Consider the following 13,609-nt stretch of genomic DNA (forward strand, 5'->3'; position numbering starts at 1 on the left):
CCGTCGGCGCCGCGCTTCGGGCCGGCACGGCGCGGCACGGTGCGCGCCGCCGTGTCGTGCACGGGCGGCGCGGCATCCTCCGCGTCGAACGGATCGGCGGAATCGGCAACGGCAGCGGAGGAACGGCGTGGTGACACAGGCATCGGATCGTCTGGGTGCTTCGCAAGGCAAGTACAATAGCGGCTTTCACGTCGTCCGAACGAACGACGCCGGCCAGGCCGCGCATCCCGTCATCATAGCGGCTCGCGCGCCCCATTTACGCGTTTCCGCCCTGCCGGCAACGCTCGCCGGCCGTTTCGAACCAGCCCGCATGTTCACGCTTTCCGATTTCGATTTCAATCTGCCGCCCGAGCTGATTGCGCAAACCGCGCTGCCCGACCGCACCGCGAGCCGCCTGCTCGAGGTCGACGGCACCGTCGAGCCCGCGCGCCTCGTCGACCGCCGCTTCGCCGAGCTGCCGTCGTGCATCGCACCCGGCGACCTGCTCGTCTTCAACGATACCAAGGTCCTGAAGGCGCGGTTCTTCGGCCAGAAGGCCAGCGGCGGCAAGATCGAGGTGCTGGTCGAGCGCGTGACCGGCACGCACACGGCGCTCGCGCAGATCCGCGCAAGCAAGTCGCCGGGTGCCGGCACGACGCTGCGTCTCGCCGATGCGTTCGACGTGACCGTCGGCGAGCGCGTCGAGCCGTTCTTCACGCTGGTCTTCCCCGAGCCGTGCCTCGACCTGATCGAGCAGTACGGCCGCCTGCCGCTGCCGCCCTATATCGAGCACGATCCCGACGCGACCGACGAGACGCGCTACCAGACCGTCTACGCGAGCAATCCGGGGGCGGTCGCCGCGCCCACGGCCGGCCTGCACTTCGACCAGCCGATGCTCGACCGGCTCGACGCGATGGGCGTCGAACGCGCGACGCTGACGTTGCACGTCGGTGCCGGCACGTTCCAGCCGGTGCGCGTCGACAACATCGCCGAGCACAAGATGCACAGCGAGTGGTATGACCTGCCGCAGTCGCTCGTCGACAAGATCGCCGCGACCCGCGCGCGCGGCGGCAGCGTGATCGCGGTCGGCACGACGTCGATGCGCGCGCTCGAAGCCGCGGCGCGCACCGCCGACGAAGCGGGCCGCCCGCTCGCGGCGACGCAGGCCGAGACCGACATCTTCATCACGCCGGGCTATCGTTTCCGCGTGGTCGACCGGCTCGTGACGAATTTCCACCTGCCGAAGTCGACGCTGCTGATGCTGGTGTCCGCGTTCGCGGGCGTCGAGACGATCCGGGCCGCGTACCGTCACGCGATCGAACAACGCTACCGCTTCTTCAGCTACGGCGACGCGATGCTGCTCACGCGGCGCGACACGCCGGAGACGCCGCGCGCGTAGCACGACAGGCGCGAACATGCGGCGGCCGCGCGATTGCGCGGCGGACGTTGCGCTTCGCGCTGCCGCACGCCGCGTGGGTGGCTCCGCGCTGTTGCCCCCGCGGTTGCCCCGCGGTTGCCCCTTTTCCCGCGGTACGCGCTACGATGGCGCGCACCTGTTTTTCCCCGCCGCCGGCCTGCCGGCGGCGTTTCCAACATGCGCCGGACTGTTCTCCGGTGGCAAGGAGAATAAAGCGATGACCGAAGGTTCATCCCACGATACGCACGATGCGCACGCCCCCGTGCAGGACCGCCCCGCAAACGGGCTCGAATTCGAACTGCTGACGACCGACGGCCATGCGCGCCGCGGCCGCGTGAAGCTCAATCACGGCGTGGTCGAGACGCCGATCTTCATGCCGGTCGGCACGTACGGCACCGTGAAGGCGATCCAGCCGCGCGAGCTGCACGAGATCAAGGCTCAGATCATTCTCGGCAACACGTTCCACCTGTGGCTGCGCCCGGGCCTCGACACGATCGACGCGCACGGCGGCCTGCACGGCTTCATGGGCTGGAACAAGCCGATCCTGACCGACTCGGGCGGCTTCCAGGTGTTCTCGCTCGGCGACCTGCGCAAGATCACCGAGGACGGCGTCACGTTCGCGTCGCCGATCAACGGCGACAAGCTGTTCCTGTCGCCGGAAGTGTCGATGCAGATCCAGAAGGTGCTGAACTCCGACGTCGTGATGCAGTTCGACGAGTGCACGCCGTACGCAACCAACGGCGTGCCGACCACGCACAAGGAAGCGGCCGACTCGATGCGCATGTCGCTGCGCTGGGCGAAGCGCTCGCTCGACGAATTCAACCGGCTCGGCAACCCGAACGCGCTGTTCGGGATCGTCCAGGGCGGCATGTTCGAGGACCTGCGCGACGAATCGCTCGCGGGCCTCGCGGAACTCGGCTTCCACGGCCTCGCGATCGGCGGGCTGTCGGTCGGCGAACCGAAGGAAGACATGATGCGCGTGCTGCGCCACGTGGGCCCGAAGCTGCCGGCCAACAAGCCGCACTACCTGATGGGTGTCGGCACGCCGGAGGACCTGGTCGAGGGCGTCGCGAACGGCGTCGACATGTTCGACTGCGTGATGCCGACCCGCAACGCGCGCAACGGCTGGCTCTTCACGCGCTTCGGCGACGTGAAGATCCGCAACGCGACGCACAAGAACTCGCTGAAGCCGCTCGACGCGAGCTGCACGTGCTACACGTGCCAGAACTTCTCGCGCGGCTACCTGCATCACCTGCACCGCGTCGGCGAGATCCTCGGCGCGCAGCTCAACACGATCCACAACCTGCACTACTACCTGCAGCTGATGAGCGAGATCCGCGACGCGATCGAGACCCATACGTTCGACGCGTTCCGCCAGCGCTTCGCGGAGGATCGCGCGAGAGGGGTCGACTGACGGGCGGGCCGCCCGCGCCGCGGCCCGTCACATAGGACGTGTACTAAATAACGCGTCCCGACGGTCGAATCCGGTCGCCAAACATTACAATTGCCTTTCCAAACGAGTCGCAACAGCACCGGTTCGCGCTTTAACAGCTTGATCCGAAAGCGCATTTGCCGAGCCGTTTGCGCATGGGGCCGGTGGTAGAATAACCGGCTTATTTTTCGATCTTCCCCTACGGAGAGACCAACGTGCCGTTCATTTCCAACGCGTTCGCCCAAGGTGCCGGTGGCGCCGAATCGAGCCTGATGAGCTTCCTGCCGCTCATCCTGATGTTTGCCGTGCTCTACTTCATCATGATCCGTCCGCAGATGAAGCGTCAGAAGGAGCACCGCAACATGCTCGCGGCCATGGCCAAGGGCGACGAAGTCGTCACGAGCGGCGGCCTCGTGGGCAAGGTGACGAAGGTCACCGAAGGCTACATCGGCGTCGAGATCGCCGAAGGCACCGAAATCACCGTGCAGAAGGCCGCGGTCACGACCATTCTGCCGAAGGGCACGATCAAGTCGCTGTAAGCCCTTCACCGAGCGTCCGGCTTCCCGCGCCGTGCCCGCCTGAGAGAGCGGGCCGCCGCGGCGCCGGACGCGACGCTTTCACGCCAACCCCCCGTTCGGCTCCCTCATGAATCGTTATCCACTCTGGAAATATGTCGTGATGGTCGTGGCGCTCGCCATCGGCCTTCTGTACACATTGCCCAACTTCTTCGGCGAAGCGCCGGCGGTGCAGGTGTCGAGCGGCAAGGCCACGGTCAAGCTCGACTCGACCACGCTGACCCAGGTCGAATCGGCGCTCGCCGCCGCGCAGATCACGCCGGACGACGTCACCTTCGAGAACACGGCGACGAACGCGAACATCCGCGTGCGCCTGAAGGACACCGACACGCAGCTGCGCGTCAAGGACCTGCTGCAGAAGTCGCTGAACGCCGACCCGAACGATCCGCAGTACGTCGTCGCGCTGAACCTGCAGAGCGCGTCGCCGCGCTGGCTGACCGCGCTGCACGCGCTGCCGATGTATCTGGGCCTCGACCTGCGTGGCGGCGTCCACTTCCTGCTCCAGGTCGACATGACGGGCGCGCTCACGAAGAAGCTCGATTCCGACGCGTCCGACGCGCGCACGCTGCTGCGCGACAAGAACATCCGCGACGGCGGCGTGAGCCGCGTCGACCAGTCCGTGGTCGTCAATTTCAGCGATGCGCAGACGGCGGAAGACGCCCGCAAGGTGCTCGCGCTGTCGATCACCGAACTGCAATGGGCGACCCAGCCCGGCGGCGGCGGCACGCAGGTCGTCGGCACGTTTACGCCGGCCGTGCAGAAGTCCGTCGAGGACGCCGCGCTCAAGCAGAACCTGACGACGCTCCACAACCGCGTGAACGAACTCGGCGTGTCGGAGCCGATCCTGCAGCAGCAGGGCAGCGACCGTATCGTCGTCGAGCTGCCGGGCGTGCAGGACACCGCGAAGGCGAAGGACATCATCGGCCGCACCGCGACGCTCGAAGCGCGCCTCGCCGACCCGATCAACACGCACCCGAACCCGAACGACCCGGTGCCGCCGGGTGAAGAACTGTTCACGCAGGGCAACCAGGCGCCGGTGCTGCTGAAGAAGGAAGTGATCTTCACGGGCGACCGCATCATCGATGCATCGGCCGGTTTCGACGATCACCAGCGTCCGTCGGTCAACATCCGCCTCGATTCGGCGGGCGGCCGCTCGGTGCGCGCGGTGTCGCGCGAGAACATCGGCAAGCCGATGGCGATGGTGCTGTTCGAGAAGGGCAAGGGCGAGGTGCTGACGGTCGCGACGATCCAGTCGGAGCTCGGTGACCGCTTCCAGATCACGGGCCAGCCGACGCCGCAGGCCGCGGCCGACCTCGCGCTGCTGCTGCGCGCCGGTTCGCTCGCCGCGCCGATGGACATCATCGAGGAACGCACGATCGGCCCGAGCCTCGGCGCCGACAACATCAAGATGGGCGTCCACTCGGTGATCTGGGGCTTCTGCGCGATCGCCGTGTTCATGATCGCGTACTACATGCTGTTCGGCGTGATCTCGGTGATCGGCCTGTCGGTGAACCTGCTGCTGCTCGTCGCCGTGCTGTCGCTGATGCAGGCCACGCTGACGCTGCCCGGTATCGCCGCTATCGCGCTCGCGCTCGGTATGGCGATCGACTCGAACGTGCTGATCAACGAGCGCGTGCGTGAGGAACTGCGCGCGGGCCAGCCGCCGCAGCTCGCGATCCAGTCGGGCTACGCGCACGCATGGGCGACGATTCTCGACTCGAACGTCACGACGCTGATCGCCGGCCTCGCGCTGCTCGCGTTCGGCTCGGGCCCGGTTCGCGCGTTCGCGATCGTGCACTGCCTCGGTATCCTGACGTCGATGTTCTCCGCGGTGTTCTTCTCGCGCGGGATCGTCAACCTCTGGTACGGCGGCCGCAAGAAGCTGAAGTCGCTCGCGATCGGCCAGGTGTGGAAGCCGGAAGGCGCCGCTGCCGCCGCACCGTTCGCCGAGGCGGACGATGCGACCGACACCGCGCGTGCCGCGAAGCTCGCCGCGCCCGCGAAGGGCAACGCGCCGCGCACCGGCAAGCCGCAGCTGCGCAACCGCGCACAGCAAGGCGTGTCGCCGAAGAAACCGGGCTCGACCCAATAAGGCCCCGGAGAAGACCATGGAATTTTTCCGCATCCGTAAAGACATTCCGTTCATGCGGCACGCGCTGGTGTTCAACGTGATCTCGCTGGTCACGTTCCTCGCCGCCGTGTTCTTCCTGTTCCACCGCGGGCTGCACCTGTCCGTCGAATTCACCGGCGGGACGGTGATCGAGGTGCAGTACCAGCAGGCCGCCGAACTCGAACCCGTGCGCGCAACGCTCGGCAAGCTCGGCTACGCCGACGCGCAGGTGCAGAACTTCGGCACGTCGCGCAACGTGCTGATCCGGCTGCAGCTGAAGGAAGGCCTCACGTCCGCCCAGCAGAGCGACCAGGTGATGAGCGCGCTGAAGGCACAGAGCCCGGACGTCACGCTGCAACGCGTCGAATTCGTCGGCCCGCAGGTCGGCCGCGAACTCGCGACCGACGGCCTGCTCGCGCTCGCGTGCGTCGTGATCGGCATCGTGATCTACCTGTCGTTCCGCTTCGAGTGGAAGTACGCGGTGGCCGGCATCATCGCCAACCTGCACGACGTCGTGATCATTCTCGGCTTCTTCGCGTTCTTCCAGTGGGAGTTCTCGCTGGCGGTGCTCGCGGCCATCCTCGCGGTGCTCGGCTACTCGGTCAACGAGTCGGTCGTCATCTTCGACCGGATCCGCGAAACGTTCCGCCGCGAACGCAAGATGACCGTGCAGGAAGTGATCAACCACGCGATCACGACCACGATGTCGCGTACGATCATCACGCACACGTCGACCGAAATGATGGTGCTGTCGATGTTCTTCTTCGGCGGCCCGACGCTGCACTACTTCGCCCTCGCGCTGACGGTCGGCATCATGTTCGGCATCTACTCGTCGGTGTTCGTCGCGGGCTCGCTCGCGATGTGGCTCGGCATCAAGCGCGAAGACCTGATCAAGGAAAAGAAGACCGCGCACGATCCGGACGATCCCAACGCAGGCGCGCAGGTTTAAGCGCCGCGCTGCTTCGGCACAGACGAAAAACCGGCCCGGTTGGGCCGGTTTTTTTTTCGCCCGTATTTTCGCCCGTCCCGCCAGCGTGGAGCGCGCGGCCCGCTCGCCCCGCCCGGTCACTCGCGTCGGCTACAATCGTGACCGTCCCGCCGCGCCGCCCGCCGGCCATGCGCCGGCGGGACAGCACCTTCGCCCTCCGTTCCAACGTGCGGTCCCGATGATGCCTTCCAAGCGTGCCGTCCTTCGCCTTGCCGTTTGCGCAGCCGTCACGGCCGCGTTCCTGCCGTGCGCGTCACCGGTCGGTGCGCAACAACCGGCATCCGCCCCGCCCGCCTCTGCTCCCGCCGCCTCCTCCTCGTCATCCGCCTCACACGCCTCACCCGCCACCGCCCGGCCGCCTTCACCCTGCCCGCCCGACTGGGAGCCGCAGATCTGCGAGCTCAAGGCGGCGGTGGAAGTGCTGAAGCGGCAGCACCTGACCGACGTCGACATCGGCGCGCTGCTCGACGCCACGACCCACGCGGGAATCAGGACACTGCCGTACGCGCGGTTCTTCGATGCGAAGGAGGAGCAGGAGCGAAGCGAAGACGAACGGCGTGCGCGCGACGGCACGCCCGGCATCGGCATCGTCTTCGAGACGCGGCCCGACGGGCTGCACATCGTCGACGTGATTCCCGACGCGCCCGCGGAACAGGCCGGCGTGCGCCCCGACGATCTCGTCGTCGCGATGAACGATACGAGCGTCGTCGGCATCGACGCCGCCGACCTGACCAAGCTCGCCAAGGGCGATGCGGGTGTGCCGCTGAAGCTCGCGGTACAGCGCGGCCCGTCGCACGCGATGCTGAGCTTCGCGCCCGTGCGGACGATCCTCAAGCCGCACCCTGCGACCGCGAAACGGCTCGCCGGCGACGTCCTGTACACGCGCCTGTCGAGCTTTCCGGAACCCGCGGTCGGCGCCTACATCGACGCGGTGCAGGCCGCGCGCCGCGCGGGGCCGCCCGTGAAAGGCGTGATTCTCGACCTGCGCATCAACGGCGGCGGCGCGCTCAATGCGGCGATCGGCATCACCGCGCTGTACGCGGGCCGCGATCGCACCGCGATGGTGACGGTCGAGCGCGGCGACGCCAACCGTCGCCGCTACACGACCAACTGGCCCGACTACATGTTGCCGGTCATGCACGGACAGGATCCGCTCGCGCCGTTGCAGGCCGACGACTGGTGGCGCACCGTGCCGCTCGTCGTGCTCGTCGACGGACAGAGCGCGTCGGCCGCCGAAGCGACCGCGGCGGCGCTGAAGGATCTCGGCCGCGCGAAGCTGCTCGGCATGCCGACCTACGGAAAGGGGCTCGCGCAGACGGGCGTCGACCTGATCGACGGTACGCGCCTGAATTTCACGTTCGCGCGCAACCTGCGGCCGAACGGCTGCCCGATGGACGGCTACGGCGTCGTGCCCGACTGGCTGGTGCCGCCGCGCCGCGACTCGGACGTCGACGGCGTGCTGCTGTGGTACCGCGAAGCCGATCTCCCGCGCGCGCCGTATGCGGACCGGCTGGCGCCCGACCCGTTCGCGAAGGTGCGCAAGGCACGGCAGAAGCTGCGCGAGCAGCGTGCGCTTGCAAAGATCGACTCGGCGAAGAGCGCGGCGCTGCCGCAGCGCGAGTTCGGCACGGCGTCCGACTGGCAGCTCGGGCAAGCCCTTGCCGCGCTCGCGGGGCGCCCCGTGCGAACGGTCGACGCCAGGCCGCAACTGATGCCCGCGCAACCTGTATGCGAGCGCGCCGGCGACTGACGCGCGCCGCGTGCCCCTGTTACCGGAAGCCGAACCGCCGGCGCAGCACGACCAGCGCCGCGAGGCTCAGCACGGCCGCGAACATCAGGTAGAAGCTCGGTGCCGTCTTCATCCCGGTCGCCTTGATCAGCCACGCGATGATGAACGGCCCGAAGCCGCCGAAGATCGTCACCGCGACGTTATAGGCGAGCGACATCCCGGTCGTGCGCGTCTGCACCGGGAACACTTCGGACAACAAACCCGGCAGCGCCGCGAAGTAACCCGTCATCAGGAATGCGAGCAGCACCTGCAGCGCGATCAGCGTGCCGAAGCCCGGATGGGCGACCAGGTACGCGAATGCCGGATAGATCAGCACGAGGATGCCGACCGCCGGCGCGATCATCACGCGCACGCGGCCGTAAGTATCCGACCAGTGGCCGACGAGCGGTGCGAACACCATCTGGATCACGCCGACGACGAGGATCGCCGCGAACGCGGCCGACGGCGCGAGGCCGAGCTGCTTCACGCCGTAGGTCGGCATGAACAGCACGAGATAGGTCGCGACGGTGCCGAGCACGACGACGCCCATCGCGGCGACGAGACGCGCCTTGTGCGACGCGAACGTGTCCCGCAGCGGGTTCGCGGTGCCTTCCGCCGCGAGGAATTCGGGCGTCTCGTCGACCTTCGTGCGGATGTAGTAAGCGACCGGCCCGAGCAGCAGGCCGAAGAAGAACGGCACGCGCCAGCCCCACGACGCCATCTGCGCGGCCGAGAGCTGTGCGTTCAGCACGGTGCCGAAGCCGGCGGCGAGCAGCGTCGTGAGCCCCTGGCTCGCGACCTGCCAGCTCGCGAAGAAGCCGCGCCGGCCCGGCACGTGTTCGGCGAGGAACGCGGTCGCGCTGCCGAATTCGCCGCCGGCCGAGAAGCCCTGCATCAGCCGCGCGGCGACGAGGATCACCGGGGCCGCGACGCCGATCGCCCCGTAGGTCGGCAGCACCGCGATGATCAGCGTGCCGGCCATCATCAGCAGGATCGACAGTGTGAGCGCGGCCTTGCGGCCCGCGCGGTCGGCGTACGCGCCGAGCACGATCGCGCCGAGCGGGCGCATGAAGAACGACACGCCGAACGTGCCGAGCGTGAGCAGCAGCGACACGGTGTCGTTGCCGGCCGGGAAGAACAGCTTCGAGATCGTCACCGCGAAAAAACCGTAGACGACGAGATCGAACCACTCGAGCGCATTGCCGATCGACGCGGCGACCACCGCGCGCCACACGCGCGGCGACGAGGCAATGGAACGGGACTGCGTGACGGCATGCATCGGCGATCTCCTTGTCGTTGTACGTTCTGTTCGAGGCGGCCGCGGCCACGCGCGCGCCGTCGGCGCCGCCCGGGCGCCGCAAGCGGCGCTCGGGCGATTATAGGCGCGCAAAAAAGTTCTGGTGTCAAGTCCTTTGTGCAAATCACGCAGGACTTGAAACCGTATATGGGACAGTAGGTTAGCTCTTTTCTCGGCCACTTTGGCGCGGTGTGGCTTCGTGGGCTAGGAGCCACATAGGAGCGTTGGGAGAGAAAGCCACATCGCACTGTGTCGTGCTGGATTGCCGAGGGACGGCGGGCTTGTCTTGTCATCATAGCCCAGGCGGCTCTTGGCGGCATCCAGAATGAAGAACGCGCAGCCTTGGGCTGCGCGTTCGATGGATGTTGCTGGGCAGGCTTCGAGGGCCATCACGTCGGCTTGGACGGCACGCTCCGCGTCGTGGTGCCCTTCCTGAATCCCCGATCCCCCGCCATGAACGCCTCCAGCATGTGCGGGATCAACTTCTCGGCATCGACGGCCTCGCCATACGCCTGCGCGTGCAGCGCGGCGTAGCGGTCGAGGTCGGCTTTCAAGCTGGCCGGGCAGGCAAAGGTCAGCTTGACGCTCTCGGTCTTGGGCAGCGGCCCTAGCCGCAGTTTCTTCGTGTTCATTGGGAAGCTCCCCGGTTGAAGAACAGCGGCTGGCACGGCCGCAGCACCAGATCCCGGTTCACGATGACGCGAACCGGCAGGCCCGGCCTAATGGTCAGCGTCGGCTGGATGTCCATGTTGCGCCGGGTGATCTCCTGACCCACCTGATTGATGCTGTCCTGGGCGCTGTCGCGCCCCGCGATGACGATGCGGTTGCCGTCCTGGCGGTTCTCTGGCGCGGCCAACTCGGCGCCTACGCCCAGCAGCGTCGTCAGCACGGCGCCCGCGACGATGCGATTCCAATGCCAGTCCACGTCGTCTTCCAGGCCGGCGTAGCCGGCTGGATCGGTGCCGACAAGGTTGTCGAGCGTCAGCGAGGACGTATCGGGCAGGATGACCCGGTTCCACACCACCTGCACGCGGCTCTGCCCGTAGCTGACCTGGCTGTTGTATTTACCCAGGATGCGCGACCCCTGCGGGATCAACAGGAACTTGCCCGTGGCCGAGTCATAGACCGGCTCCGTCACCGTGGCGATCACGTCGCCTGGCAAGTCCGACTTGATGCCCGTCACCAGCGCGCCCGCAATCACCGTTCCGGCCATGACCTGATACGGCGAGGCCGGCATTTTCAGGTTTCCGGAATTGCGGGTTTCCATAGAGCCGCCTTTCAGGAACGCCTCTTTCTGGTCTTGCCGGTTTTGCACAGCTGTCGGATCGGCAGGCTGGGGCGCCGCCGAGGCCGGCCCAGCCGCGAGCGGGTCGAAGGCCGCGAGCGTGTTGGCAGCACCAGGCACACCCGGCGGCGCCACCGTGGCCGTGGCGGCGGCCTGGCCCTGGCCGCCCGAGCGGAAAAACACCGACGAAGCCGCTGCGGCTTCCGCCTCCTTGCGCAAGGCGTCGTTGGGATCGTGGCCGGGGGCCGCGTAAGCGGCCACGGCGGACTGCTGCGAGTTCACGATGGCCGGGCCAAGATCGCCCGGCAGTGGCGGCCCCAGCTCGGGCACCTTCGGCGGCAGCTTCGAGTAGTCGGACGGCAGGCCGTCCAGCCCTTCGGACTTCGAGACGCGATCGACGTTGTAAAGCTCGGTCTGCTCGCCCGCGCCGCGCCGGTGCGGTTGCAATGACCAGATCGTGGCCCCGAGCACGGCGACCGACAGGCCGCCGACGAGGACGGCCAGCGTGCGCCGGTTCAACCGGGTCACGGCACGCGGCTGGGCGCGAAGCGCCACCGCCTCGGGCGCGACCTTGCCTGCCTGCCGCGTGGCGAGGTCGGGGGTATCGTCCTGGCTCATGGTCAGTTCCTCCGTGCCACGCCATCCGTGCGCTCGATCCGCACCACGTCGCCCTTGTCACCGCCCAGGCGCAACTCTGCCGCGCCAAACAGGCGATCCACGATGTAGTACGGCGAACGGAAGCGGTAGTTCACCAGTTGCCCGTCGCCTTCCGGCCCGATCACGAACAGCGGCGGCAGTTCGCCTTGCGCGATGCCGGCGGGGAACTGGATATAGACCTTCTGCCCGTCGTCGAAAGCGCGCAGCGGCTTCCACGACGGATTGCTGCCGCCGATCGCGTAGCGAAAGCGCAGGTTCTCCAGCGACAGGCCGCTATCCACCGGCGCGGCGGCGCTGGCCGCTTGCGCCTGGCGCTGCAAGGCCAGCATCCGGTCGCGCGGGTACTCCCAGGACACCGACGCCATCCACGTCTTTTCCGTGGAAGTCAGTTCCAGCAGGTACGTCCTCCGGCTGGTGATGATGACCAGATTGGTCTTGAGGCCCGAGCGGATCGGCTTGACCAGCACGTTGACGCGCAAGTCGGCACCGCTGCCGCTGGACGTGTCGCCCACGATCCAGCGCACGGTATCGCCGGCGGCCACCGTCACCAGCTCCTCGCCCGGCTGCAAGGCAACCATCGTCACCCGGCCCACGGCCGCATAGACCTGATACAGCGCGCCATCGGTGAAGGGCCACACCTGAATCGCGTTGACGTAGCCCTCGCGCGTGGGCGCGACACGCGCCTCGGCATTGGCGCGTGAAACGCGCACCTTCTCGTCGGCCGGCTCGGGCGTGGGCTTGGCGTCCTCGGCCTCGGGTGCCGGCATCAACTGCGCCGGCATCGGCAGCACCTCGGGCACGGCCACAACCTCCACGGGCGCGGGCGGCTCCGGCATCGGCTGGGCCTGCACCGGCACCGGCTCATCGAGCGAGATGGTCGGCGGCGGCTTGCCTTGCGTGGCGCAGCCCGCCAGGGCAACAAGCATCAACGGCAAAGCGTAAAAGCGGAAAGACAGGTTCATGGTTTTGCTCCTTCGGAAGAATCCAGCTCGCGGCTCCAGGAAAGGCCGTTGACGTAGATGCCCAGCGGGTTCTTGCGCAGGCGTTCTTCGGTGCGCGGCGGCTGGAGCACGATGGACACCACGGCCGTCCACCGTTCCAGGCCCGCCGCAGCGCCGTTGACGTAGCGGCGTTCCGTCCAGCGCACGTTGAAAGACGTGTCGCTGGCACGCACGACGCTGGTGATCTGCACCGTCACCGACTCCTTTCCGATGCGCGCGAACGGGTCGTTGACCCGCGCGTAGTCGTTGAGCACGGCCGCGCCTTTGTCGGTCGTGTAGTCGTAGGCGTCCAGCCAGTTCTGGCGGACGACGATGGGGTCGATGGACAGCGAGCGCACCAGCGTCACGAAGCGCGCGATGTGGTGCGCCGTCTGCGCATCGTTGGGCCGGTACGGCGTGGCGGCTTCGCCCACGGCGCGCACCTGGCCCGCGTTGTCCACCTCCACGACGTAGGGCGTGACGATGGATTGCGCCGAGCGCCACACCAGTCCGCCGGCCATCAGCAGCGCGAGCGTGAGGCAGCCGAAGGCCATGAATCGCCAGTTCTTGGCCTGGACGCGGGCCGAGCCGATACGGTCGTCCCACACCTGGCCGGCGGTTTGGTACGGCGTGGCAGGCTGCGGCGTGTCGGCGTAGCGCACCTGCGGTTTCTTGAATCGCATGGTCAGTTCTCCTTGTGAATCGCGTCAGTCGTCGGAGCCGCGCAGGCTCGGGCCTTGCCCGGAGCCGCCGCCGTCGCCACCGCGCAGCGCGTGGGCAGCGGTGGTCGCGGCGTGGGTGAGCTGCTGGCGGCGATGCAGCCGCTTGGCCCAAGCGGGCTGCTCGGGCGCCTGTGCAGCGGCAGCGCCTGCCGGCGCTTCGCTGGTGGCGGCCTGGCCGGCTGACGCGCCAGCGTCGCCGTTCCAGCCCGCGCGGAACGGTGCGGCCATGCGCTGCCCGGCAGCGGAAGCGCGGGATGCGGCAGCGCGTCCGGCAGACTGCGCGCCGGTCTTGGCGACGTTGCCCAAGCCCGCCATCGCGCCTTTGGCACCGCCGCCGGCGGCAGCGGAACCCGCCTGGAACGCCGACTTCGCGCTGCCAGCCGCCGAGATCGGAAGAGC

At 68.0% G+C, this 13,609-nt stretch carries 11 protein-coding genes and 1 pseudogene; 6 read left to right on the plus strand and 6 right to left on the minus strand.

Annotated features, from left to right (window positions below; genetic code table 11):
• Positions 1–310: 310 nt before the first annotated feature.
• From queA to L810_RS39820, 6 genes are all read left to right on the plus strand, one after another.
• Entirely contained in the window at positions 311–1,378 is a 1,068-nt protein-coding gene (queA, locus tag L810_RS39795) for a tRNA preQ1(34) S-adenosylmethionine ribosyltransferase-isomerase QueA (RefSeq protein ID WP_042978167.1), read from the plus strand.
• Between the two features lie 235 nt (positions 1,379–1,613).
• The gene (gene tgt, locus L810_RS39800) at positions 1,614–2,810 is read left to right on the plus strand and encodes a tRNA guanosine(34) transglycosylase Tgt (protein ID WP_021163785.1); all 1,197 of its coding nucleotides are present in this window, start codon (positions 1,614–1,616) and stop codon (positions 2,808–2,810) included.
• Between the two features lie 233 nt (positions 2,811–3,043).
• Positions 3,044–3,367, plus strand: coding sequence for a preprotein translocase subunit YajC (gene yajC, locus L810_RS39805; protein ID WP_006476868.1), 324 nt, complete (start codon positions 3,044–3,046; stop codon positions 3,365–3,367).
• Positions 3,368–3,473: 106 nt separating this feature from the next.
• On the plus strand, positions 3,474–5,495 hold the full coding sequence (gene secD / locus L810_RS39810) for a protein translocase subunit SecD (protein ID WP_021163786.1): 2,022 nt from the start codon (positions 3,474–3,476) through the stop codon (positions 5,493–5,495).
• Between the two features lie 16 nt (positions 5,496–5,511).
• Complete coding sequence (secF, locus tag L810_RS39815; RefSeq protein WP_021163787.1) at positions 5,512–6,462, plus strand: protein translocase subunit SecF; 951 nt, start codon at positions 5,512–5,514, stop codon at positions 6,460–6,462.
• A 217-nt stretch (positions 6,463–6,679) separates the two neighbouring features.
• Positions 6,680–8,251: a S41 family peptidase gene (locus tag L810_RS39820; protein ID WP_042978168.1), complete on the plus strand. Its 1,572-nt coding sequence runs from the start codon at positions 6,680–6,682 to the stop codon at positions 8,249–8,251.
• Positions 8,252–8,270: 19 nt separating this feature from the next.
• On the opposite strand, the gene L810_RS39825 is transcribed toward L810_RS39820, so the two are convergent.
• The 6 genes and pseudogenes from L810_RS39825 to L810_RS39850 form a co-directional block, all read right to left on the minus strand.
• The gene (locus L810_RS39825) at positions 8,271–9,548 is read right to left on the minus strand and encodes an MFS transporter (RefSeq protein WP_021163789.1); all 1,278 of its coding nucleotides are present in this window, start codon (positions 9,546–9,548) and stop codon (positions 8,271–8,273) included.
• A 407-nt stretch (positions 9,549–9,955) separates the two neighbouring features.
• Complete coding sequence (locus tag L810_RS39830) at positions 9,956–10,198, minus strand: DUF2274 domain-containing protein (RefSeq protein ID WP_008786880.1); 243 nt, start codon at positions 10,196–10,198, stop codon at positions 9,956–9,958.
• Complete coding sequence (locus L810_RS39835; protein WP_008786881.1) at positions 10,195–11,469, minus strand: TrbI/VirB10 family protein; 1,275 nt, start codon at positions 11,467–11,469, stop codon at positions 10,195–10,197. The genes L810_RS39830 and L810_RS39835 overlap by 4 nt, the downstream gene beginning before the upstream one ends.
• A gap of 2 nt (positions 11,470–11,471) precedes the next feature.
• Entirely contained in the window at positions 11,472–12,470 is a 999-nt protein-coding gene (gene trbG / locus L810_RS39840; protein WP_008786882.1) for a P-type conjugative transfer protein TrbG, read from the minus strand.
• Complete coding sequence (trbF, locus tag L810_RS39845; protein WP_008786883.1) at positions 12,467–13,171, minus strand: conjugal transfer protein TrbF; 705 nt, start codon at positions 13,169–13,171, stop codon at positions 12,467–12,469. The genes trbG and trbF overlap by 4 nt, the downstream gene beginning before the upstream one ends.
• A gap of 24 nt (positions 13,172–13,195) precedes the next feature.
• A pseudogene (locus L810_RS39850) lies at positions 13,196–13,609 on the minus strand (P-type conjugative transfer protein TrbL); the annotation flags it as partial.

The sequence above is a fragment of the Burkholderia sp. AU4i genome, from assembly GCF_000466765.1.
In the GTDB taxonomy this organism is placed as follows: Bacteria; Pseudomonadota; Gammaproteobacteria; order Burkholderiales; family Burkholderiaceae; genus Burkholderia; species Burkholderia cepacia.